27 protein-coding genes are annotated in these 20,591 nt (G+C 64.7%); 17 read left to right on the forward strand and 10 right to left on the reverse strand.

All coding sequences use genetic code 11. The annotated features are described in order from the left end of the window. Positions 1-22 precede the first annotated feature (22 nt). The 4 genes from SJY12_RS11100 (at position 23) to SJY12_RS11115 (ending at position 3,778) form a co-directional block, all read left to right on the forward strand. Positions 23-928: an Hsp33 family molecular chaperone HslO gene (locus SJY12_RS11100; protein ID WP_397505376.1), complete on the forward strand. Its 906-nt coding sequence runs from the start codon at positions 23-25 to the stop codon at positions 926-928. Between the two features lie 100 nt (positions 929-1,028). Then, positions 1,029-1,430, forward strand: coding sequence for a hypothetical protein (locus SJY12_RS11105; protein ID WP_397505377.1), 402 nt, complete (start codon positions 1,029-1,031; stop codon positions 1,428-1,430). Positions 1,431-1,474: 44 nt separating this feature from the next. Continuing rightward, on the forward strand, positions 1,475-2,176 hold the full coding sequence (queC, locus tag SJY12_RS11110) for a 7-cyano-7-deazaguanine synthase QueC (protein ID WP_397505378.1): 702 nt from the start codon (positions 1,475-1,477) through the stop codon (positions 2,174-2,176). Between the two features lie 12 nt (positions 2,177-2,188). Further along, complete coding sequence (locus SJY12_RS11115; protein WP_397505379.1) at positions 2,189-3,778, forward strand: MFS transporter; 1,590 nt, start codon at positions 2,189-2,191, stop codon at positions 3,776-3,778. Here the strand turns inward: SJY12_RS11115 and SJY12_RS11120 are convergent. From SJY12_RS11120 to SJY12_RS11135, 4 genes are all read right to left on the reverse strand, one after another. Beyond that, positions 3,775-4,302 (reverse strand): superoxide dismutase family protein, encoded by a 528-nt coding sequence (locus SJY12_RS11120; protein WP_397505380.1) that lies wholly within the window; start codon positions 4,300-4,302, stop codon positions 3,775-3,777. The two genes, SJY12_RS11115 and SJY12_RS11120, sit on opposite strands and share 4 nt — an antisense overlap. A gap of 95 nt (positions 4,303-4,397) precedes the next feature. After that, positions 4,398-5,507 (reverse strand): OmpA family protein, encoded by a 1,110-nt coding sequence (locus tag SJY12_RS11125; RefSeq protein WP_160766306.1) that lies wholly within the window; start codon positions 5,505-5,507, stop codon positions 4,398-4,400. A 46-nt stretch (positions 5,508-5,553) separates the two neighbouring features. Beyond that, positions 5,554-6,384, reverse strand: coding sequence for a terminase large subunit domain-containing protein (locus tag SJY12_RS11130; RefSeq protein WP_397505381.1), 831 nt, complete (start codon positions 6,382-6,384; stop codon positions 5,554-5,556). Further along, positions 6,374-7,000, reverse strand: a complete 627-nt coding sequence (locus SJY12_RS11135) for a hypothetical protein (RefSeq protein WP_397505382.1) — start codon at positions 6,998-7,000, stop codon at positions 6,374-6,376. Before SJY12_RS11135 ends, SJY12_RS11130 begins: the two co-directional genes overlap by 11 nt. A 236-nt stretch (positions 7,001-7,236) precedes the next feature. Here SJY12_RS11135 and SJY12_RS11140 point away from each other — a divergent pair, with 236 nt between their 5' ends. Continuing rightward, positions 7,237-7,899, forward strand: a complete 663-nt coding sequence (locus SJY12_RS11140) for a YqaA family protein (RefSeq protein ID WP_063512946.1) — start codon at positions 7,237-7,239, stop codon at positions 7,897-7,899. 58 nt (positions 7,900-7,957) lie between these two features. Here the strand turns inward: SJY12_RS11140 and SJY12_RS11145 are convergent, their stop codons facing one another. From SJY12_RS11145 to SJY12_RS11160, 4 genes are all read right to left on the reverse strand, one after another. Next, entirely contained in the window at positions 7,958-8,389 is a 432-nt protein-coding gene (locus SJY12_RS11145; RefSeq protein ID WP_050600489.1) for an OsmC family protein, read from the reverse strand. Between the two features lie 54 nt (positions 8,390-8,443). Further along, entirely contained in the window at positions 8,444-9,694 is a 1,251-nt protein-coding gene (spt, locus tag SJY12_RS11150; RefSeq protein WP_397505383.1) for a serine palmitoyltransferase, read from the reverse strand. Continuing rightward, positions 9,694-9,936, reverse strand: coding sequence for an acyl carrier protein (locus SJY12_RS11155; RefSeq protein ID WP_050600487.1), 243 nt, complete (start codon positions 9,934-9,936; stop codon positions 9,694-9,696). Before SJY12_RS11155 ends, spt begins: the two co-directional genes overlap by 1 nt. 96 nt (positions 9,937-10,032) lie before the next feature. Beyond that, a complete protein-coding gene (locus SJY12_RS11160; protein ID WP_063512417.1) occupies positions 10,033-10,401 on the reverse strand; it encodes a response regulator in 369 nt (122 codons plus the stop codon). Between the two features lie 85 nt (positions 10,402-10,486). Between SJY12_RS11160 and SJY12_RS11165 the strand changes: the two genes are divergently transcribed. From SJY12_RS11165 to SJY12_RS11185, 5 genes are read left to right on the forward strand one after another with little or no spacing between them, the layout of a single operon-like run. Then, the gene (locus tag SJY12_RS11165) at positions 10,487-10,738 is read left to right on the forward strand and encodes a DUF3572 family protein (RefSeq protein ID WP_063506332.1); all 252 of its coding nucleotides are present in this window, start codon (positions 10,487-10,489) and stop codon (positions 10,736-10,738) included. Next, positions 10,735-11,376, forward strand: a complete 642-nt coding sequence (locus SJY12_RS11170) for a hypothetical protein (protein WP_063505014.1) — start codon at positions 10,735-10,737, stop codon at positions 11,374-11,376. Before SJY12_RS11165 ends, SJY12_RS11170 begins: the two co-directional genes overlap by 4 nt. After that, entirely contained in the window at positions 11,373-11,828 is a 456-nt protein-coding gene (locus tag SJY12_RS11175) for a RidA family protein (RefSeq protein ID WP_063505015.1), read from the forward strand. Before SJY12_RS11170 ends, SJY12_RS11175 begins: the two co-directional genes overlap by 4 nt. Continuing rightward, positions 11,803-12,573, forward strand: coding sequence for a glycerophosphodiester phosphodiesterase family protein (locus SJY12_RS11180; RefSeq protein ID WP_397505384.1), 771 nt, complete (start codon positions 11,803-11,805; stop codon positions 12,571-12,573). Before SJY12_RS11175 ends, SJY12_RS11180 begins: the two co-directional genes overlap by 26 nt. Further along, complete coding sequence (locus SJY12_RS11185; RefSeq protein ID WP_397505385.1) at positions 12,570-13,718, forward strand: GNAT family N-acetyltransferase; 1,149 nt, start codon at positions 12,570-12,572, stop codon at positions 13,716-13,718. Before SJY12_RS11180 ends, SJY12_RS11185 begins: the two co-directional genes overlap by 4 nt. Positions 13,719-13,721: 3 nt before the next feature. On the opposite strand, the gene SJY12_RS11190 is transcribed toward SJY12_RS11185, so the two are convergent. After that, positions 13,722-14,051 (reverse strand): sel1 repeat family protein, encoded by a 330-nt coding sequence (locus SJY12_RS11190; protein ID WP_050600506.1) that lies wholly within the window; start codon positions 14,049-14,051, stop codon positions 13,722-13,724. A gap of 287 nt (positions 14,052-14,338) precedes the next feature. Here SJY12_RS11190 and dksA point away from each other — a divergent pair, with 287 nt between their 5' ends. The 7 genes from dksA to kynU all read left to right on the forward strand — a co-directional run bounded on the left by dksA (position 14,339) and on the right by kynU (position 19,895). Beyond that, positions 14,339-14,794: an RNA polymerase-binding protein DksA gene (gene dksA, locus SJY12_RS11195; protein WP_050600480.1), complete on the forward strand. Its 456-nt coding sequence runs from the start codon at positions 14,339-14,341 to the stop codon at positions 14,792-14,794. A 102-nt stretch (positions 14,795-14,896) separates the two neighbouring features. After that, the gene (locus tag SJY12_RS11200) at positions 14,897-15,271 is read left to right on the forward strand and encodes a PilZ domain-containing protein (RefSeq protein ID WP_397505386.1); all 375 of its coding nucleotides are present in this window, start codon (positions 14,897-14,899) and stop codon (positions 15,269-15,271) included. Between the two features lie 43 nt (positions 15,272-15,314). After that, positions 15,315-16,775 carry an ABC transporter substrate-binding protein gene (locus SJY12_RS11205; RefSeq protein ID WP_397505387.1) on the forward strand — a complete coding sequence of 487 codons (1,461 nt, stop codon included), beginning with the start codon at positions 15,315-15,317 and terminating at the stop codon, positions 16,773-16,775. A 6-nt stretch (positions 16,776-16,781) separates the two neighbouring features. Continuing rightward, positions 16,782-17,198: a DUF4112 domain-containing protein gene (locus tag SJY12_RS11210; protein WP_050600478.1), complete on the forward strand. Its 417-nt coding sequence runs from the start codon at positions 16,782-16,784 to the stop codon at positions 17,196-17,198. 36 nt (positions 17,199-17,234) lie between these two features. Next, positions 17,235-18,026 carry a tryptophan 2,3-dioxygenase gene (locus SJY12_RS11215; RefSeq protein ID WP_050600477.1) on the forward strand — a complete coding sequence of 264 codons (792 nt, stop codon included), beginning with the start codon at positions 17,235-17,237 and terminating at the stop codon, positions 18,024-18,026. After that, positions 18,023-18,673: an arylformamidase gene (kynB, locus tag SJY12_RS11220; protein WP_050600476.1), complete on the forward strand. Its 651-nt coding sequence runs from the start codon at positions 18,023-18,025 to the stop codon at positions 18,671-18,673. Before SJY12_RS11215 ends, kynB begins: the two co-directional genes overlap by 4 nt. A gap of 4 nt (positions 18,674-18,677) precedes the next feature. Continuing rightward, the gene (gene kynU / locus SJY12_RS11225; RefSeq protein ID WP_397506702.1) at positions 18,678-19,895 is read left to right on the forward strand and encodes a kynureninase; all 1,218 of its coding nucleotides are present in this window, start codon (positions 18,678-18,680) and stop codon (positions 19,893-19,895) included. Between the two features lie 48 nt (positions 19,896-19,943). Here the strand turns inward: kynU and SJY12_RS11230 are convergent, their stop codons facing one another. Then, positions 19,944-20,552, reverse strand: a complete 609-nt coding sequence (locus tag SJY12_RS11230) for an HNH endonuclease (RefSeq protein ID WP_050600475.1) — start codon at positions 20,550-20,552, stop codon at positions 19,944-19,946. Between the last annotated feature and the right edge of the window lie 39 nt (positions 20,553-20,591).

Consider the following 20,591-nt stretch of genomic DNA (forward strand, 5'->3'; position numbering starts at 1 on the left):
GAACGCGCCCCATATGGCGGCGATGGACGCTATTCCCGCTACGACCGACGAAACATATTCGGATCGCCTGCTCGCCTTCACCATTCCCGCACGGCATGCGCGGGGGCGGCTCGTGCGGCTCGACGACACGCTCGATGTCATCCTTGCCGCGCATGATTATCCGCCGCCAATCACGCATCTGCTGGCCGAAGCGCTGGTTCTTGCCGTTCTGATGGGCGGCCTGGTCAAGGATGACGGCTCGCAGGTCACCATGCAGGCACAGACGGAGGCCGGTGCAGTCAACCTGCTGGTTTGCGACTACAAGGGCGGAGAATTGCGCGGCCATGTCGATTTCGACCCGGCCAAGCTGGCTGAACTCGGCGCCAACCCTTCGCTGTTCGCGCTGTTCGGCAAGGGCTATCTGGCGATCACCTTCGATCTCGCCGGTGGACAGGGGCGGTATCAGGGAATCGTCCCGCTCGAGGGCGACACGCTGGCCGAAGCGTGCGAGCGCTACTTCTATCAGTCGGAACAGGTCCCCACGCTGCTCCTCTGCGCAGTCCGGTCCGATGACGACGGCGTGCGCGCTGCGGGCCTGCTGGTCCAGCATCTGCCCGAAGGCGAGGAAGGCCGCGAGCGCCTCCATGCCAAGCTCGATCATCCCGAATGGGAACATGTCGCGATCCTCGCCGGTTCGCTGCGCCATGACGAACTGCTCGACGACGAGCTTTCGCTCGAAGCGATCGCCTGGCGGCTGTTCCACGAGGAAACCGAAGTGCGCGTCCAGCCAGGGGCTGCCATTGCGCGCGGTTGCCGCTGCTCGGTCGAACACTACCGCTCGGTTCTCGAACGGTTTCCCGAAGATCAGCGGGTCGAAATGCGCGACCCCGACGGGATCGTCCGGGTCGATTGCGCATTTTGCTCGAAACAGTTCGAGATAACTGTCTGACGAGACGTGTCGTTGTTTTACAACGGTTCAGAGTGATTGTGATGTAATGCAGGCGAATCACGGGCGCGTCTGGTGTCACGGACGAAAGGTCAATTCCGATATGGCTCGCAAACGGGCATTCATTCTCGCGGCGCTTGGTGCGCCGTTCGCACTTCTGGCGGTTCCGGGCGTTGCGCAGGCATCGCTCGACATGCTCGATACGCTCGACCGGGGCGAATGGGAGCTGCGCTTCCGCGACGGTGGCAATGTGCGCAAGATTTGCCTGCGCACGGGACGTGAATTCCTCCAGCTTCGCCATCCTGGGACGAACTGCAACCGGTTCGTCGTCGAGAACAGCGCCAGCGACGTCACGGTGCAATACACTTGCCGCGGCAATGGATATGGACGGACCCATATCCGCAAGGAATTGACCGGACTGGTCCAGATCGATGGCCAGGGGATCGCCGGGGGCAAGCCCTTCCAGTTCACCGCCGAAGCGCGCCAGATGGGCCGCTGCAACTGATCGCCCGGCTTGCAGCGCGCTGCATTCGCGCATAGCGGGCGGGCATGACCCAGTCCGACATTCCCGGCCCCGCCGTCATCCTGCTTTCGGGCGGGCTCGATTCCATGGTAACTGCTGCGATCGCGCGCGAACGGGGGCATTCGCTTCATGCGCTGACGATCGATTATGGCCAGCGGCATATCCGCGAGCTGCAATCGGCGCGGGCAATCGCCGAGAAACTGGAAGTCGAGCGGCATGTCGAGCTGCCCCTCGATCTGCGCCAGTTCGGCGGTTCGGCGCTGACCGACGAGATCGATGTTCCCAAAGGCGGTGTCGGCGACACGATCCCCGTTACCTATGTGCCTGCGCGCAATCTGGTGTTCCTGGCACTGACGACGGCTTTCGCTGAAACTGCGGCGTCGCGCGATATCTTTATCGGGGTGAACGCACTCGATTACTCGGGTTATCCCGATTGTCGCCCAGAGTTCATCGCGAGCTTCGCGGAAACCGCGCGGCTGGGCACCAAGCAAGGTGTCGAGGGTCGGCCGTTCGCGATCCATGCTCCGCTGCAGCACATGTCCAAGGCCGATATCGCGCGCGAATGCGACCGGCTGGGGCTCGACCCGGCGTGGAGCTGGTCGTGCTACGATCCGACGGCGGAGGGTCAGGCCTGCGGGACTTGCGATTCATGCCGCCTGCGCCGAAAAGGCTTTGCCGACGCGGGGCTTGTCGATACCACCCCCTACTCAGAGGATATAACGCGATAGCGGAGTGGGGAAGTGACCGAAGCGAAGGGCGCCGCAGTGCCACAGGATCCGGCGGTAGGCAGCGGTACGGACAAGGTCCCGGCCTATAGCTGGTACGCCCTCAGCGTCCTGGTCCTGATCTATGTCCTGAACTTCATCGACCGGCAGATCCTCTCAATCCTCGCCAACGACATCAAGGCCGATCTGGGCGTCGAGGACGATTACCTCGGCTTTCTTTACGGCACCGCCTTTGCTGTCTTCTACGCGCTGTTCGGCATCCCGCTGGGCAAGCTGGCCGACAGCTGGAAACGCGTTCGCCTGATGGCCCTCGGCCTCGCGCTGTGGTCGACGATGACTGCGCTATCGGGCTTCGCCAAGAACGCGACCGTCCTTACCGCGGCTAGGATCGGGGTCGGGGTCGGCGAAGCGACCGCCAGTCCGTCCGCCTATTCGCTCATTTCCGACTGGTTTCCCGCGCGCCTGCGCGCGACTGCCCTGGCGATCTATTCATCCGGTCTGTACATCGGCGGCGGTATCTCGCTGCTCATCGGCGGCTTGATCGTCGAAAACTGGAACGCCGCCTATCCCGGTGGCGGTCCGCTGGGTCTGGTCGGCTGGCAGGCGGCCTTCCTCGCTGTGGGCATACCCGGGCTGTTGCTGGCGCTGTGGGTGCTGACGCTGCGCGAACCGGTTCGCGGCGCGATCGACGGTTTGCCGACGCCGGAGGATCCCGCCCCGTTCCGGGGCTTCCTGCAGGAGCTTTTTCAGGTCATTCCACCCTTTACCGTCTTCGGTGCGGCCGCTCGCGGCAAGAAGGCGCTGATGGGCAATCTTCTCGGCGCAGCCTTTTTCGCCGCGCTTGCATGGGTGCTCTGGCTTCTCACCGGCGTGGTCGAACAATGGGTATTCCTCGGCGTGGGGTATTATGCCGTGTTCAGCTGGACCATGGGGCTGCGCGCACGCGATCTGCCGACGTTCAAGCTGACCTGGGGCTCGCCTGCCTTCCTGTGTGTCATTCTGGGGTACGGCACGGTCGCCTTCACCGCCTATGCCGCTTCCTACTGGGGCGCGCCCTATGCCGAACGCGCGCTGGGCGTGAACAAGACCGATCTCGGCTGGTTCCTGGGCGCCCCTGCCGCGGTGGCCGGCTTCCTGGGCGTCATCCTCGGCGGGCGCATGGCTGACTTCCTGCTCGAGCGGCGACCCGACGGGCGCGTGTGGGTTATCCTGTTCGGCTTGATCATGCCCGTTCCCGCAATGTGGCTTGCCTATACCACCGATGATGTCGTGCTTTTCTACATCGGCGCATTCCTCGCCCAAATGCTCAGCGCGGCCGCGCTCGGCGCGGCAGCCGCCTCGAGCCAGGCGCTGGTGCTCCCGCGCATGCGCGGCATGGCCACGGCAACGTTCTTCCTGTCGACCACGCTGATCGGTCTGGGCCTCGGCCCGTTCATGGCGGGCTACGTCTCGGCAACCAATGGCGACGACCTGTCGCTCGGCGTGCTCTCGACACTGGTGGCGGCTCCATTCGGTCTGGTGCTGCTTATCGCAGCGTTGAAGCTGGTTCCTGAAGCTGCCGCCAGCGTCGTCGAGCGTGCCCGCGCCGCGGGTGAGACTATCTAGACGCTGGAGAGCACCCCGCAGGCGATCCGCGAACCGGCATCGCCGGCTGGATCGGTGCGATAATCGTCCGCCCCTGCGTGAACCACGACCGCTGTGCCGTCTTCGTCGAAGATTTCGTCGAGCACGACCCGGGCGTCACCGGTTAGCTCGACCTGTGCCGAACCGGTCCGGTTCTCCCCGATCGTCAGATTGGGCATATCACCGAGGTGCTTGCCCCCGGGGGACAGTGTGCCGTGGGTTTGCCCGCCGGGATTGAGATGACCGCCGGCGCTGGTGAAGTCGGGGGCAGTGCACTTGCCCGTGGTATGCAGGTGAAAGCCATGTTCGCCTTGCGACATGCCGGTAGCCGCGACCGCCAGGGTCACCGTTTGCCCATTGCTGAGCAATTGCACCGTGCCAGCGGGCAGGCCGTTGGCGAAGCGCAGCGTCGTCTGCCCGACGCGGTTGTCGGCCAGATCGTCTACGGTGGCGCATCCTGCCAGTGCGAGTGCACCCGCGGCGGGTATCAGGCGAAGGTAGTTCATGGCGATCCTTTCGGTTGCAGACAGTCCGTCATCCCATAACGAAAAAGGGGCCGGATTGCTCCGGCCCCTCTTCATTTTGGCGTATCGCCGTTCGCTTACATGCCCGAACCCGGACCGTAAGTGATTTCGACACGGCGGTTCTGCAGTTCGCGGACACCGTCAGCGGTGGGTACGCGCGGCTGCGATTCGCCGAAGGCTTCGCTGGTGATCCGGCCGTCCGGAATACCACGCGAGCTGAGATAGCCGCGGACCGATGCGTTGCGGCGTTCGGCGAGGCCCATGTTGTAGGCTACCGAACCCGAACGGTCGGTGTGACCGGCGAGCATGACTGCAGCCGTACCGCAGTTGGCATAGGCCGACACGGCGTTGTCGAGGATCGTCGCTGCTTCCGGAGTGATGTCCGACTTGTCCCAGTTGAAGAAGACAATGTACGGACCCGTCTCGCAGACCGGCGCCGGCGGCGGCGGGGGCGGAGGCGGCGGGGGCGGCGGCGGCGGCGGCGGGGGAGGCGGCGGCGGTGCTGCCGGCTCACCGAAGTTGAACTCGAGCGTACCCATCAGCGAGTGGCTGGTGAAGTCGTCTTCGAGAGTATTGCCGCCGAGATCGACCAGTTCGACTTCCGTAGCGCGGAAGAAACGATAACGCAGGCCGACATCGATGCTGTCGGTCAGCGGAGCGCGGATACCGGCCAGGGCCTGGTATGCGAGGCCGCTGTCCGAATCGTCGACCGTCGACGAGAAGTTGGCAAAGGGCGTCACTTCGTAACTGGTACGCGCGACACCGATACCGCCGCCGACATAGCCCTGAAGGCCATCATCGTCGCCGAAGTCGAGCAGGCCGTTGAGCATGAAGGACAGGGCGCTGGCGTCACCGCCAACAGTGTAGATACCAGCCGGAGCGACCACGCCGCCGCCAACGGGAAGGCCAGTCGGACCAGCTTCGACCGAGTCGAGATCTGCCTGACGATAGCTGACTTCGGCTTCGAGGCGGAAGCCACCGAAGTCATAGCCAACGTAGCCGCCGCCGTCGAAACCATAGTCATGGTTTACTTCGTGCGTCGAAGCGCCGTCATTGACGTCGAATTCACTGTCTTCGACCAGCATCGAACCGAATTCGGCACCGATATACCAGCTGTCGTCCTTTGCCAGGGCAGGCGATGCAAGGGCCGTAGAGGCCATCGCCATTCCTATGACGAATTTCCGCATTATAGTTTCCCCTTTTTGCGATTTGGAGCCACCGAGTGGACCGTATCTAACTTTCAACCCATAAGGTGGCAAGAAAACAATCGGCAGGACCTGTGGCAAGAATGCCGCTTTTCCTGCGCGATGAGAATGGGTTCCACAACCGGGATCCCTTCCCGTGACAGCCGAACGATACCAGCCGCCTGCGGTTCCCGTCATTCGTTGCGAATAATCGACAGTGTTGCAATTGCATCGATAATCGCTCCGATCGCCGCTCGCGCTTCGACGTCGATCGTCGAACCCCCGGTGGGGCAACCGCACGCGGTGTCGTGGTGGCAAGCACTTGCTGGTTCGGACCCAGCCTGAGCCCGAGCTGCAGATTGTCCCACGCCGAAATCGCGCGGCGGCGGGCGTTGCTCCACTTGGCCAGCTCGTCGCACCACACATGGCTGTGCTGCGGACCGCGCAGGCTTTCGGGTTCGGCGGCGGAGAACAGCGTCGCCTGCGCGCCATTGGCCCAGCGCAGCCGGCGCAGCGAGGGTTCGTAGGCAGGGCGCCGGTCGGGCGGCGAACAGGCGAGGATCCCGCTGTCGCCCTCGACCATTACCGCGCGCGCCTCGCCCAGCGATGCAGCGACCAGCGCGATCCGTGCGCCGCGGTTCGTTTCGGCGATATCGCGAACCCATTCGGCACCCGCACGCGTCTTGCCGAAGCCGCGACCGGCCATCATCAGCCAGATCCGCCAGTCGCACTCGGGCGGCAATTGCCCGTCATGCGCCGTGTTGCGGAAGTCATAGGGCCATTCATTGCGTTCGGCCTGGTCGAGCCCGGCCACGAAGGCGTCGCGTGCTGCGCTGCGGGCCCGCGCGAACAAGCCCGGGCGGGTGGGTTCACCGTTCATCGGCGGCAGGCTCGCGGCGGTTGGCGATCTGGCGGCGGAAAATCTCCACCTTGCGTTCGATCGAGGCGCGCACCTCGGCCGCGCTGACATTGGCGCGCGTGGCGCGCTCGCCGGCGATCGTGTCCTTGTGCGCGGCAAGCAGCCGCAACGCGGAGGCCACATCCATCCGGTGCTTCGGGGCCGGGTCGCGCAGATAGCCGAGCACTTCCATCTCCAGATTGGCGTAGCCTTCGAACAGCGCGGCGCGCCATGCGTCAGCGAAATCGCTGTCGCAGCGGCGCAGGCGATGGGCCTCGCGCGGCGGAACATGCGCCCGCTTGGCCGAAGCCGACACATTCGATGTCTCGGACAGCGCTTCGAGAAAGGTGCGCTGCCACTGGCGCGGGGCGGGCTTGTCCGCGCGGTTGCGCAGCTTGGCCGGCCGGCGGGCGCGGTAATCGGCCAGCGTCTGGTCCCAGCGCTGGCGGAATGCCGCGCTGCGCTTGCGCCGGGCATAGGGTGTGCTGTCGCTGACCCCGGCCGCCTGCGCCGCGCGGCTGGCCATGCCATATGCGCGCAAGCCCGCGATGAACGCGTCTTCCCAGGCGTGCCGGTCCGCAGGCGGCGAACGTTTCATGCGATCCTCCCGATGATGCGCAGCGTGAAACGACGAAGGGCGGCCCTCGTGAGAAGGCCGCCCGCTACGGCCCGTGGGCCGGTGAAACACACTATCGCGATGTTCGCTTTATGTACCCAAAGAGCGTGACAATGTCAATCAAAAAGAACCAAATAGGTTCCATGGTCGTGCTTGCCTACAATCGGCGGCTCGCCTAATCCCGGCGCACCACGGGATGCGAGGGAATTTCCCAGATCATGATCATGAAACCGCTGCGCGGGCTGTACGACTGGACGATGGACAAGGCTTCGCACCCGCATGCGGTGGGCTGGCTGGCGTTCTTCTGCTTCGTCGAATCCAGCTTCTTCCCGATCCCGCCGCATCCGCTGCTCGGGCTGATGTGCCTGGCCGAACCGAAGAAGGCGGTGAAGTTCGCGCTGGTCGCCACGCTGGCATCGGTCGCGGGCGCGCTGCTCGGCTATGCGATCGGCTGGGGGCTCTATGACACGGTCGGCGTCTGGCTGATCGGCGCGCTGGGCCTGACCGACGCGTTCCCGGTAGCGGCCTGCCATTTGCGCGAATATGATTTCGAAGCGATCCTGATTGCCGGCGCCACGCCGGTGCCCTTCAAGCTGCTGACGATCACTGCCGGCTTCGTCGGCATGAACCTCGTCACTTTCGTGCTGTCCAGCCTGTTCGCCCGCGCGCTGATCTTCATGACCGTGGGCATCCTGTTCCGCGTCTTCGGTGCGCCGATCAAGCGGGTGATCGACAAATATCTCGGCACGGTGACCACAGTCTTCGTGGTGCTGGTGGTCGGCGGTGTGCTGGTGCTGACCCAGCTCGGCGGCGGCGAGGATGATGCGGGCGGGCCGTGCGCCAATCCCGCGCCGCTCGAAGACCGCGCGCCGCGGGGCTGATTGCCGCAGCGGCCAAGCGCGGGCAGCGCCTGGCCGCCCGCGCCGCTATCGCTGTCGCTCAGTTCGCGAAGCTGGTTTCCAGCGTGATCTCGGCGTCGAGCAGTTTCGAGATCGGGCAATTGGCCTTGGCGTCAGCGGCCAGTTCCTCGAACTTCGCCTGGTCCAGCCCGGGCACCTTGCCGCGCGTCGACAGCGCCGAGCGGGTGACGACGAAGCCGTCATCCACTTTTTCCAGCGTCACCTCGGCGTCGGTTTCGACCGATCCGTCGCTGTGGCCGGCCTCGGCCAGCTTGAACGACAGCGCCATGGTGAAGCAGCTGGCATGCGCCGCCGCGATCAGCTCTTCGGGATTGGTGCCCGCGGCATCCTCGAACCGCGTCTGGAAGCCATAGGGCTGGTCCTTCAGCGCGCCGGATTGCGTGCTGACATGGCCCTTGCCGTCCTTGCCCAGCCCGTCATAGCGGGCGCTGCCTGAATTGGTCGTCTTCATGGTGGAATCTCCTTTTCCACCATGGGACGCCCCATCCCGGCACTTCGTTCCGGATCAGATGATCCCGACCTGCTTGCCCGCGGCCTCGAAGATCGACAGGATCTGCGCCACTTCGCTCTCGCTGTGCTCGGCGCAGAGCGAACAGCGCAACAGCGTCATGTTGGCCGGGGTTGCGGGCGGGCGGGCGAGGTTGACGTAGAGGCCGCCCTTGATCAGCGCCTCCCACATTGCCGCGCCCTGTTCCAGATCGGGCATGATCACCGCGATGATCGCGCTCTGCGGTTCGTCGGTGCCGAGCGCGAAGCCGAGCTCCTTGAGCCCCTTGTGCAGCGTCTTCGAATTTTCCCACAGATGCGCGCGCTTGTTCGACCCGTGCATCAGCTTGCGGATGCTGGTCGCCGCGGTCGCCACCACGCTCGGTGGCAGGCTGGCAGTGAACACATAGGGGCGGCAGACCAGCCGCATGATCTCGAACTTGGGGTGGTTGGAGACGCAGAACCCGCCCACCGTCCCGACGCTCTTCGAAAAGGTGCCGATGATGAAATCGACATCGTCCATCACGCCGGCCTGTTCGACCACGCCGCGGCCGTTCTCGCCGATGAAGCCCATCGAATGCGCTTCGTCGACCAGCACCATCGCGCCGTGCTGCTTCGCGATCGCGACCATTTCCTTGAGCGGGGCGACATCGCCCAGCATCGAATAGACGCCTTCGAGGATCACCAGCTTGCCCGCGCCTTCGGGAATGCGCTTGAGCCGCTTTTCCATCGCCTCGATGTCGTTGTGCTTGAACGGCACGACCTCGGCATTGCCCATCGCGCAGCCGTCCCAGATGCTGGCGTGGCTGTCGATGTCGAGGATGATGTAGTCACCCTTGCCCGCGATGGTCGAGATGATCCCGAGATTGGCCTGGTAGCCGGTCGAGAAGACCATGGCGTGATCCATGCCGTAGAATTCGCGCAGCGCGTCTTCGCACTCCTTGTGGCCCTGGTAGGTCCCGTTGAGCACGCGGCTGCCGGTGGTCCCGCTGCCGAAGTCGGTCAGCGCCTGCTTGCCCGCCTCGATTACGTCGGGATCGAACGTCATGCCCATGTAATTGTAGGTGCCGAGCAGGATCGTCTCGCGGCCGTTGCAGATCGCGCGGGTCGGCGAGAGGACCTTTTCCATCACTAGGCTGAAGGGGTCTTCCTGCCCGCTCGCGAGCAGGCCCTCGCGCAGTGCGATGATGTCGTCGAACTTCGAGAACAGGTCGGTGCCGTTGCCGCTGCGCTCGATCGGCTGGTCGGATTGCGAGATGCCGCGGCTCATCAGGCGGCCTGCAGCTTGGTGACCGCATCGACGAGCTGGCCGTAGGTCTCGATCTCGGCCTGCTGGTTCATCGAGATGATGATGTCGAATTCGTCCTCGATCTCGGCAACGAAGTCCATCACCGTCAGGCTGTCGAATTCCAGATCGTTGGCGAAGGTGGTGCCCTCGGTGATCTCGACGCCCTTCTTGTTGAAAGGCTCGGCCAGTTCGCGGATTTTGGCGTCGACGGCGGTGCGGTCCATATCGGGTCCAGTTCTCTATCGCGTTGCGGCCCGCACGGGTGCGGGCGGGGGGTGGCAGCCGGCAAAGCGGTTATGACGGCCGCTTGTCAAGCATGGCTAGTCGGGCAGCAGCGCTTTCACCGCCGCCATGAAAGGCCCGATCGACACCGGCTTGGCGAGATAGTCCGCCGCGCCCGCATCGCGGATCCGTTCCTCGTCGCCCTTGCCGGCATAGGCGGTCACCGCCAGCACCGGCACGCCGGCCAGCGCGGCATCGGCCTTGAGCTGCCCGATCAGGTCGATCCCGCTGACATGCGGCAGCTGGATGTCCATGATCACCAGATCGGGAACGAAGCGCTGCGCGGTCGCCACCACGTTGCGGCCATCGGCCACGGGCACGACTTCATGTCCGTTCGCCTTCAGGACGTCACAGAACAGCTTACGATTGAGGTCGTTGTCCTCGACAACGAGGATTCTCTTTGCCACTTGGCGCGGACTCCATGCGAATGCGCATGGGCCTTATGCAAAAGCGGGAGCGCTGACAATTATTCGCGAACCGACGAATGGCGAAATGCGGCCACCCGAGGTGCTGGCGCTCGAAGCGCTCGGCTGGGCGCTGGCCGACGACAAGCGGGCCGAACGCCTGCTGTCGCTGACCGGCCTCACGCCGGAGCGATTGCGGAACGGGCTGACCGATCGCGGCGTTCAGGCTGCAGTGCTCGAATTTCTAGCCAATCACGAACCCGATCTCGTCCTTGCCGCCGACGCGCTGGACACCACCCCCGAAACGCTGGTCGCTGCGGCCAGGGAGCTGTCCAGATGACCCGCCCACTGATCATATCCGACTGCGATGAAGTGCTGCTCTACATGGTCGCGCCCTTCCGCGACTGGCTGGCCGAAACGCAGGGCGTCGAATTCCGCATGGAAGGCAACGATTTCGCCCAGGCGCTGCGCTGGCAGGACAGCGGCGAAATCCTCGCGCCCGAGGAAATCTGGCGCAAGCTGGGCGGCTTCTTCGATACCGAAATGCATCGCCAGACGCCGATCCCCGGCGCGATCGAAGGGATCGCCGCGCTGCGCGAACACGCCGATGTCGTAATCCTCACCAATCTCGTCGACAAGCGCCAGGAAATGCGCCGGGCGCAGCTGATCGACCACGGGCTCGACGCTCGCGTGTTCACCAACCAGGGCCCCAAGGGTCCCGCGCTGCAGGCGATCCTCGACGAATACCGGCCGAGCAAGGCAGTTTTCATCGACGATCTGGCGCAGCATCACCGCTCGGCCCGCGAAACGCTTGGCCCGGCGGGTGCGAACATCACCACGCTCCATCTGTGCGGCGAACCGCTGCTCGCCCCGCATATCGATTGCGCGCATACCGCCGGCCACGCGGACGCCCGCATCGATAGCTGGGACGAAGCGCTGCCGTGGCTGATGGGCGAAATCGAGAAGGAACCCGCATGAGCATCCACGATCGTCTCCGCGCGAGAGGCATCGCGCTTCCGCATGCCGCTGCCCCCGTGGCCAGCTACCAGCCGGTGGTGGTTGATGGCCATACTGCCTTTGTTTCGGGCCAGCTGCCTTTCGTCGATGGCGAACTGGTCACCGGCAAGCTGGGCGAGGGCGTCACGCTAGAGCAGGGCCAGCAAGCCGCGCGGGCCTGCGGATTGATGATCTTGGCGCAGCTCGAAGCCGCCGGGCTGATCGAGCGGGTGGCGCATTTCGTCAAGCTCGGCGGCTTCGTCGCCTGCACGCCCGACTTCTACGACCAGCCCAAGGTCATCAACGGCGCGTCCGACCTGATGTACGAAGTGTTCGGTGATCCGGGCAAACATGCGCGCAGCGCGGTGGGCGTGCCTGCGCTCCCGCTGAATGCCGCGGTAGAGGTCGATGCGATCGTTGCTCTCAAGGCTTGATCGTCATCTGGCGCCGTCACCCGATCCGGCACGGGTCGGGTGGCTGCGCGACTGGAGCTACGCCCACCGCGGGCTCCACAGCGACGGCGTGCCGGAGAACTCGCTCGCCGCCTTTGCCGGAGCGATGGAGCGGGGAATGGGTATCGAATGCGATATCCAGCGCAGCCAGGACCGTGCGGCAATCCTGATGCACGACTGGGAACTCGACCGGCTGACCGGGGTCAGCGGTCCGACGGCGGGATATTCGGCCGAAGAGCTGGCGCAGCTGGCCTTCCTCGATACCGAACACAAGCTTGCCCGGCTCGACGATCTGCTCGCGCTGGTCGATGGTCAGGTGCCGCTGCTGATCGAGATCAAGTCGCGCCGGCGCTACGATGTGGCGCAAAGCTGCGAAGCCGTGCGCGATGCACTCGCGGGCTATTCGGGGCCGCATGCGGTGATGAGCTTCGACCCACGGGTTTCGCGCTGGTTCCGCCGGCATGCGCCGCAGACGGTGCAGGGCCTCGTCATGCGCGAGGACGAAAAGGGGCAGACGCAAAAGGGCTGGCAGCGGCGGCTCGTGGTGCGGGCGGCGCGGCCCGAATTCATCGCCTACCATGTCGCGGCTCTGCCCAGTCCGATGGTCGCCGCGTTGCGCGATGCCGGCCTGCCGGTGCTGACCTGGACGGTCGATACACCCACGCTACGCGAAATCGCGGCGTTGCATGCCGATGCGCCGATCGCCGAGGGCGAGGGGGTGGCATGAGCGAGGCTGGCACGCCTGGCGACCTGGCCGCCCGCGTCAGTGGTTCGGTCGGCGCTTTCGAGCGCGCCGAATGGAACGCCCTGGCGGGAGCGGACAACCCCTTCGTCAGCCATGAATTCCTGACTGCGCTGGAAGATTCGGGCAGCGTCGGTCACGGCACCGGCTGGCAGCCCGCACCGCTGGTTATCAGTACGCAGGACGGCCCGCTGCTGGCCGCCATGCCCGCCTATCTGAAGGGGCACAGCCAAGGCGAATACGTCTTCGATCATAGCTGGGCCGATGCCTATGAAAGGGCGGGGGGCAGCTATTATCCCAAGCTACAGATCGCCGCCCCGTTCACGCCTGCTACCGGCCCGCGGCTGCTCCTCTCGGATGAGGCGCTCGTTGCGCCGCTGCTGGCCGCTGCCGGACAATTGTGCCTCCAGAACGGTTTTTCTTCGGCGCATGCGACCTTCATCGAACCATCGCAGCATCCGCTGTTCGAAGAGGCCGGATGGATGCTGCGCAGCGATATCCAGTTCCACTGGCACAACCGCGGGTTCGCCCGGTTCGACGATTTCCTCGCCACGCTCGCCTCACGCAAGCGCAAGGACCTGCGCAAGGAGCGCGCCGCCGCGCAGGCAGAGGTCGACATCATCCACCTGCGCGGCGGCGATATCCGGCCCGAACACTGGGATGCGTTCTGGGCGTTCTACCAGGACACTGGCGCGCGAAAGTGGGGAACACCCTATCTGACCCGCGCGGCCTTCGATCTGCTGGGCGAACGGATGGGGGAGAAGATCCTGCTGGTGCTGGCACTGCAGGACGGCGAGCCGGTGGCGGGTGCGCTCAATTTCATCGGCGGTGATGCGCTGTACGGCCGTTACTGGGGCTGCACGCGCGACATCCGCTTCCTGCATTTCGAATTGTGCTATTATCAGGCGATCGAGGCAGCGATCGAACTGGGCCTGGCGCGGGTCGAAGCCGGCGCGCAGGGTGGGCACAAGCTGGCCCGCGGGTATGAACCGGTGGAAACGGTTTCCGCGCACTGGTTCGCCGATGCCGGTTTCCGCAGCGCGGTAGAGGATTTCCTCGAACGCGAGCGCGCGGGTGTTGCAGCCGATCGCAACTATCTGGCGACGCGGACCCCGTTCAGGAAAGATTAGCGCTCAGGCGGCTTTGCGGCTGCTGTCGGCCAGCCATTCGCGCGCGCGGCGCTGGGCTTCGGCAATCTCGCGCGCGGTCATTTCCTCGGCGATATCGGCACGGCACCAGCTGGCTTCCTCATGCCCCTTCGATGCCGCGATGTTGAACCACTTGTGCGCCTCGATCAGATCGCATTCCACGCCGCTGCTGCCGGCCGAGAATGCCACTCCAAGGCTGTAGAGCGCACCGATCGCGCCGCCTTCGTATTCGGTCAGATATTCGGCGATCAGCGCCGCACCGTCTTCACTCTGGATGATCTCGCCACCGCCGCCTTCGATACTGGTCAGCTGCATGGTCATTCCCCCAACAAGACCGGCTCAGGTGCCGGACGCGATAGAATTGGTCAAATTATGGTCAAGAAATGGTTAATTCGCGATTCTTTCCGGGGCGGCGCGGGTGCTGGCAGCGTGTTTTTGGTCCTGTGGGACGCATTTCGGTGATGTGCGGGATTGGCGCTTGTGTGCCCGCAGGCGCTTGCCTATAGGCACGCGCCGAGCGGGTCATTCGGAGCGCCGGAAAAATCCGGGCCGACAGGGCGGCATGTTCCGATGTCTAAATCGACCAGGTAAGAGGGTCCTCAATGGCCTCTGTGGCAAATGAGAACGGGAAGCTGGCCAAGGCACGCGCTGCGGTGGGTGACGACTACGTTCCCGACGATACCGAAGAATACATGAACGAGCGGCAGCAGCAGTACTTTCGCGTATTGTTGCTGGAGTGGAAGAAATCGATCCACGATGCGGCCGGACAGACGTTGCAGTCGCTCCAGGACGGTCCGATCCGCGAACCCGACCTCAACGACCGCGCCTCGTCCGAAACCGACTGGGGCATCGAACTGCGTACGCGCGACCGTCAGCGCAAGCTCATCTCCAAGATCGATTCCGCGCTCCGGCGCATCGACGAAGGCGAATATGGCTGGTGCGAAGTCACCGGTGATCCGATCGGCCTCAAGCGGCTGATCGCGCGTCCGGTGGCGACCATGACGGTCGAAGCACAGGAAGCGCACGAACGGCGCGAGAAGATTTCGCGCGACGATTGAGCGCACGCTAACCAATTCTTTAGGTCTCCAGCCTAGCGTGCAGACCGTTCCGGGACTATCGTGGATGTTCCGGGAAATGCATCTAGGGATACGACGCAAGCAATGTCCTCGGTCGATACGCGCAATGTTGGTCGCGACAGCCTGTTTCTGTTCGCGCAGCTGACCCTCGACGGTCAGGCCGAACCGGTGCGCGTCAAGGTGCGCAATCTGTCGGCTGGCGGGATGATGGCCGAAACCGGCGGCATGGCGATTTCCCGCGGCGACCGGGTCGGCATCGAATTGCGCAATGTCGGCACGATCAAGGGCAATGTCGCCTGGGCGCAGGACGACCGGTTCGGAGTCGCCTTCGAAACCGAGATCGACCCCAAGATTGTGCGTGCCCCGGTGGGCACCAAGACCGATACGCCCGCCTATCTGCGGTCGACCTCCGCCGCATCTCCGCTTTCCGAAGACGAGCGCCGCCTGCGCAAACTGTAATTGTCTGGCTGACGCCGCAAGCGCAGCCTGCTAACCGGCGATGATGCGCGTTTGGCTTTTCCCGCTCCTGTTCGCAGCGCTCGGCGCTTGTAGCGCCGGCGGCGACGACGGCGTGGTGGATGTTGCCTTCATTGCCGATCCTACCGAACTCGAAGCGCAGGGCGTGCGGCTGGGCTATGCGGGCCAGCATGTGCGCGGCGCGCTGTCGACCGGGCTGGTGCGGCTCGATCCGCGGGGCGAAGTCGTGCCGGGCGTGGCCGAACGCTGGATCGTCACCGATGGCGGCGCAAGTTACATCTTCCGGATCAACGAATTCGACCTCGCGGGCGGCGATCGGCTGACGGCGCAGGCGGTGCGCGATGCGCTCCAGCGACGTGTGCGACAATTGCAGGGCACCACGCTCGGGCTCGATCTCGCCAAGATCCGCGATATCCGCGCAATGACCGGGCGGGTGATCGAAATCCGGCTGACCAGTCCGATGCCCGATTTCCTGCAATTGCTGGCCCAGCCGGAACTGGGCATCGAATTCGGCGATCAACCCGTCGGCCTCATGCGCGGTGACATGCAGGACGGCTCGCGCCTGCTGGCGCCGTTGCCGCCCGAATTGCGCGGCCTGCCCGAGCAGCCCGGATGGGAAGACACCATTCGCGTGCTGCGGGTCCATGCGACCGATGCCGAGGACGCGACCGAGGGCTTCGCGCAGGCCCGCTTCGACCTGGTGCTCGGCGGAAGGCTGGCTTCGCTGCCGCTCGCCAACAGCGGGCCGTTGTCGCGCGGCAATGTGCGGCTCGATGCGGCAATCGGGCTGTTCGGTCTCGAGATCCGGCGCCCCGAGGGGTTCCTGGGAAGCGCGGCCAACCGCGAAGCGCTGGCCATGGCGATCGATCGCGAGGCGCTGATGCAGCCGTTCAATATCGGCGGCTGGTCGGCATCGACGCGGATCGTCCCGGTCGCGCTGTCGACGATTGCGCAGCCACCCGCCGAACGTTGGGAAGCGATGACGCTGGAACAGCGGCGGACCGAGGCCCGCCAGCGCGTCGCCCGGTGGCGCGCTGACAGCGGCGAAGGGCCTCAGCTGCGCATCCATCTGCCACGCGGGCCGGGCTCCGACCTGCTGTTTGACGGGCTGAGCGAAAACTTGGCCGCCATCGGCGTGTCGACCCAGCGCGCGGCGGAACCCGACGCCGCCGATATCGTGCTGCGCGACCGCGTGGCGCGCTACGCCTCGCCGCGCTGGTTCCTCAACCAGTTCAACTGCGCGGTGAGCCGGGGCGCCTGCAGCGAGGATGCCGATTATCTCGTATCGCTGGCGCTCGACGCGCGCGACGGGGTCGAGGCGGCGTCCTATCTCTACGAGGCCGAAACCGCCTTGCTGGCCATCAATCGCTACATCCCGCTCGGCGCGCCGATCCGCTGGTCGCTGGTACGCGCCGATATCGAGGCGTTCGCCGAAAACCCGTGGAACATCCATCCCTTGTTCCCGCTCTCGCGGGCCCCCATCTAACCCGCCATGGACAATCGCGACCGCCCGCGTCCCCTGGGGATGGAACTGCCGACCGGCACCGATCCGGTGTCGATCCGCAAGCGTATCGAGGCGATGGAGCACCTGCTCGAACGCAGCCTTGTCGTACCGGGGACCAAATATCCGATCGGGCTCGATACGATCATCGGCTTTGTCCCCGTCATCGGCGATATCGTGACGGCAGCGCTCGCGGGCTACATCGTGTGGGAAGCCAAGAACCTCGGCCTACCGCGGTGGAAGCTGTGGCGCATGATCGGCAATATCGGCATCGACAGCGCGGTCGGCGCCGTGCCGATCATCGGTGATGCATTCGACGTGGTCTACCGCTCGAACACCAAGAACCTGCGCATCGTCAAACGCCACCTCGACAAGCATCATCCGCACACGCAGGTGATCGAGGGGTAGTTTCATCGGTGACCGATGCACGCTAGGGCAACGGGCATGGCATCCGATGTTACCTATTCCAGCTACCTCGATCTCGAGCGCATTCTCGCGGCGCAGCATCCCGCGTCCGAAGCGCATGACGAGATGCTGTTCATCATCGTCCACCAGGCGAGCGAGCTGTGGCTCAAGCTGTGCCTGCACGAGCTGACCAAGGCGCGCGCATGCATCCGGGCTGACGACCTGCGGCCCTCCTTCAAGATGCTCGCGCGCGTGGCGCGTGCGCAGGGACAGCTGATCCAGAGCTGGGATGTGCTCAGCACGATGACCCCGCATGACTATTCGACCATCCGGCCACACCTGGGCGGATCGAGCGGGTTCCAGAGCGCGCAGTACCGGATGATGGAATTCCTGCTTGGCGGACGCAATCCGGACATGGTCACCATGCACGAGGCGACGCCCGACGTGGCCGAGGGTCTGAAAGCGGAACTCACCCGCAAATCGATCTATGCCGAAGCGATCGCGCTGCTGGCGCGGCGCGGGTTCGCCATTCCCGACAGCGTGCTCGAGCGCGACCGGGCCAGGGCGTGGGAGCATGCGCCCGCGGTCGAGGCGGCATGGGCCGAGATCTACCGCGATCCGCAAGCCTATTGGGACCTCTACGAACTGGCCGAAAAGCTCGTCGATCTGGAGTATCATTTCCAGCGCTGGCGCTTCGGCCATCTCAAGACGGTGGAACGGATCATCGGCTTCAAGAAAGGCACGGGCGGCACCCCCGGCGTGCCCTATCTGGCGGGCGTGCTGAAAGCCGCCTTCTTTCCCGAACTCCTGAGCGTGCGGACCGCATTATGAGCAGCTGGAAGAGCCCCCGGCGTATCTGGGACATCTCGCAGACGCTGCGCCCCGGACTGCCCGTTTGGCCGGGCGACGCCGCTTTCGCATTCGATCGCACATGGAAGATGGAGGATGGATCGCCCGTCAATGTTGGGCGGATGACCATGAGCACGCATTCGGGCACGCATGGCGATGCACCGCTGCATTATTCCGCTTCCGCTCCCGATATCGCCAGCGTTGCGCTCGATCCCTACATCGGGGAATGCCTGGTGGTGGATGCGACGCGGGTCACCGGTGGCAGGGTTTCGGTCGGCGATCTGCCGCATATCGAAAGCGCCGACCGCGTGTTGTTCCGCACGTTCGAAACCTTCCCGCACGAGCAATGGGACGCCAGTTTCACCGCGATCGATGCCGAAGCGATCGAATGGCTGGCGTTGCAGGGTGTCAAGCTGGTCGGGACCGATGCGCCCAGTGTCGATCCGCAGGACAGCAAGACGATGGATGCCCACCGGGCGGTGCTGGAGCATGACATGCGCATTCTCGAAGGGCTGGTGCTCGATGGGGTTCCGGAAGGGCGTTACGAACTGATCGCGCTGCCGCTGAAGATAGCGGGCGGCGATGCTGGCCTGACCCGCGCCATTCTGCGCGAGTTGCCCGATGCATGAACCGATGAATTCGCGCGCGCGTATCCTCGACGCTGGCGACCCGCTGGCGGGCTTCCGCGATCGGTTCATCGTGCCCGAAGGCGTCATCTACCTCGATGGCAATTCGCTGGGCTGCCTGCCGAAAGCTACGCCCGCTCGCATGGAACAGGTCGTGCGCGAGGAGTGGGGCGAGGGCCTTATCCGCAGCTGGAACACCGCCGACTGGATCGATTGGCCGCTCCGGATCGGCGGCAAGATCGCGCCGCTGATCGGGGCATCACCGCATGAGGTCATTGCCTGCAATTCCACCAGTGTGAACCTGTTCAAGCTGATTGCCGCGGCGCTTGAAATGCGCCCGGGCCGCAAGACCGTTCTGAGCGAGCCGGGCAATTTCCCGACCGATCTCTACATGATCGAGGGGCTGGAAAAGCAGGGCCTTGCCAAGCGGCAACTGGCCCCGCGCGAACAGCTCGCCTGCGCGCTGGACGAGGACGTCGCGCTGCTGCTGCTGACCCACGCGCATTACAAGACTGGCGAAGTGTTCGACATGGCCGCCATGACCCGGGCGGCGCATGAAGCGGGAGCACTGGTGCTGTGGGACCTGTCGCATTCGGGCGGCGCGCTGCCGGTCGATCTTGGCGGGTGCGGAGCCGATTTCGCGGTTGGCTGCGGTTACAAATACTTCAATGGCGGGCCGGGCGCACCGGCCTATGCCTTTGTCGCCGAACGGCACCTGCAAAGTGCGCGGCAGCCGCTCACCGGCTGGTTCGGGCACGCCGCCCCCTTCGCCTTCAGCGACGATTACGAACCCGCGCCGGGGATCGACAGGCTCCAGTGCGGAACGCCGCCGATTCTCGGCCTCGCGGCGCTCGAAGTGGGGGTCGATCTGATCGGGGAAATCGGGGTCGAGAGACTCCACGTCAAATCGCAGGCGCTCTCCGAATTCTTTCGCCAGTGCCTTGGCGAACGCGGTGTCACGCTCGATCTCGTCAGTCCTGCCGATCCTGCCCAGCGTGGCAGCCAGCTGTCGTTCCGCCATGCAGAGGCTTACGCGATCTGCCAGGCGCTGATCGCGCGCGGCGTCATCGGCGATTTTCGCGATCCCGATATCCTGCGTTTCGGGTTTGCGCCCGCCTATCTGCGCTTCGAGGACATGGCCGAAGCCGCACGGCACCTGGCCGAAGTGCTCGAAAGCGGCGAATGGCAGCGCGACGAGTTCCGCGAGCGAGCTGCGGTGACCTGATCCGCATGCTCTGGGAGCCTGGCGAGATCGGCCAAGCTGACCGCTTCTTCACGCCTCCAGTTCGATATCCCAGTAGAGCCAGTCGCGCCATGTTTCGTGGAGATAGTTGGGCGGGAACATCTTGCCGTGCTGCTGCAGCTGCCAATGGGTCGGGCGGATCGGTTCGCTGGCGAGCTGCATGCCCGCCTGCCTCGGTGTGCGGCCACCCTTCTTCATGTTGCACGGTGCGCAGGCGGTGGCGATGTTCTCCCAGGTGGTCTTGCCGCCCAGCCGGCGCGGGATGACGTGGTCGAAGGTGAGATTGTTCATCGCCCCGCAGAACTGGCAACTGAAGCGGTCGCGCAGGAACAGGTTGAAACGCGTGAACGCGGGAAACTCGCTGGGCTTCACATACTGCTTGAGCGCGATGACGCTGGGGATCTTCATGTCGAGCGAGGGTGAGTGAACCTCGCGCTCGTAGGTGGCTATCACATCCACCCGGTCGAGAAAGATCGCCTTGATCGCGGTCTGCCACGGCCACAGGCTGAGCGGGTAATAGGATAGCGGCGTGAAGTCGGCATTGAGGACGAGCGAAGGGCACGACTGCAGATTGCGCGTCGGATCATCTTCGCTACTGCGGAACCTAGCGGCCCGTTCAAGCAGTTCGGCCCTGAACACTCGTGCGTTCCTCCCCGATGACTTAGAAAATGCACTTGC

Origin of the sequence: Qipengyuania sp. R86523, from assembly GCF_044596365.1 — a bacterium.
Classification (GTDB): Bacteria; Pseudomonadota; Alphaproteobacteria; order Sphingomonadales; family Sphingomonadaceae; genus Qipengyuania; species Qipengyuania citrea.

Bases quoted from the DNA above. Each gene is read 5' to 3' on its own strand.
- SJY12_RS11100 (WP_397505376.1), top strand. From the start codon at position 23: ATGGACGCTATTCCCGCTACGACCGACGAAACATATTCGGATCGCCTG.
- SJY12_RS11105 (WP_397505377.1), top strand. From the start codon at position 1,029: ATGGCTCGCAAACGGGCATTCATTCTCGCGGCGCTTGGTGCGCCGTTC.
- queC (WP_397505378.1), top strand. From the start codon at position 1,475: ATGACCCAGTCCGACATTCCCGGCCCCGCCGTCATCCTGCTTTCGGGC.
- SJY12_RS11120 (WP_397505380.1), bottom strand. From the start codon at position 4,302: ATGAACTACCTTCGCCTGATACCCGCCGCGGGTGCACTCGCACTGGCA.
- SJY12_RS11125 (WP_160766306.1), bottom strand. From the start codon at position 5,507: ATGCGGAAATTCGTCATAGGAATGGCGATGGCCTCTACGGCCCTTGCA.
- SJY12_RS11130 (WP_397505381.1), bottom strand. From the start codon at position 6,384: ATGAACGGTGAACCCACCCGCCCGGGCTTGTTCGCGCGGGCCCGCAGC.
- SJY12_RS11135 (WP_397505382.1), bottom strand. From the start codon at position 7,000: ATGAAACGTTCGCCGCCTGCGGACCGGCACGCCTGGGAAGACGCGTTC.
- SJY12_RS11140 (WP_063512946.1), top strand. From the start codon at position 7,237: ATGATCATGAAACCGCTGCGCGGGCTGTACGACTGGACGATGGACAAG.
- SJY12_RS11145 (WP_050600489.1), bottom strand. From the start codon at position 8,389: ATGAAGACGACCAATTCAGGCAGCGCCCGCTATGACGGGCTGGGCAAG.
- spt (WP_397505383.1), bottom strand. From the start codon at position 9,694: ATGAGCCGCGGCATCTCGCAATCCGACCAGCCGATCGAGCGCAGCGGC.
- SJY12_RS11155 (WP_050600487.1), bottom strand. From the start codon at position 9,936: ATGGACCGCACCGCCGTCGACGCCAAAATCCGCGAACTGGCCGAGCCT.
- SJY12_RS11165 (WP_063506332.1), top strand. From the start codon at position 10,487: ATGCGGCCACCCGAGGTGCTGGCGCTCGAAGCGCTCGGCTGGGCGCTG.
- SJY12_RS11170 (WP_063505014.1), top strand. From the start codon at position 10,735: ATGACCCGCCCACTGATCATATCCGACTGCGATGAAGTGCTGCTCTAC.
- SJY12_RS11175 (WP_063505015.1), top strand. From the start codon at position 11,373: ATGAGCATCCACGATCGTCTCCGCGCGAGAGGCATCGCGCTTCCGCAT.
- SJY12_RS11180 (WP_397505384.1), top strand. From the start codon at position 11,803: ATGCGATCGTTGCTCTCAAGGCTTGATCGTCATCTGGCGCCGTCACCC.
- SJY12_RS11185 (WP_397505385.1), top strand. From the start codon at position 12,570: ATGAGCGAGGCTGGCACGCCTGGCGACCTGGCCGCCCGCGTCAGTGGT.
- SJY12_RS11190 (WP_050600506.1), bottom strand. From the start codon at position 14,051: ATGCAGCTGACCAGTATCGAAGGCGGCGGTGGCGAGATCATCCAGAGT.
- dksA (WP_050600480.1), top strand. From the start codon at position 14,339: ATGGCCTCTGTGGCAAATGAGAACGGGAAGCTGGCCAAGGCACGCGCT.
- SJY12_RS11200 (WP_397505386.1), top strand. From the start codon at position 14,897: ATGTCCTCGGTCGATACGCGCAATGTTGGTCGCGACAGCCTGTTTCTG.
- SJY12_RS11205 (WP_397505387.1), top strand. From the start codon at position 15,315: ATGCGCGTTTGGCTTTTCCCGCTCCTGTTCGCAGCGCTCGGCGCTTGT.
- SJY12_RS11210 (WP_050600478.1), top strand. From the start codon at position 16,782: ATGGACAATCGCGACCGCCCGCGTCCCCTGGGGATGGAACTGCCGACC.
- SJY12_RS11215 (WP_050600477.1), top strand. From the start codon at position 17,235: ATGGCATCCGATGTTACCTATTCCAGCTACCTCGATCTCGAGCGCATT.
- kynB (WP_050600476.1), top strand. From the start codon at position 18,023: ATGAGCAGCTGGAAGAGCCCCCGGCGTATCTGGGACATCTCGCAGACG.
- kynU (WP_397506702.1), top strand. From the start codon at position 18,678: ATGAATTCGCGCGCGCGTATCCTCGACGCTGGCGACCCGCTGGCGGGC.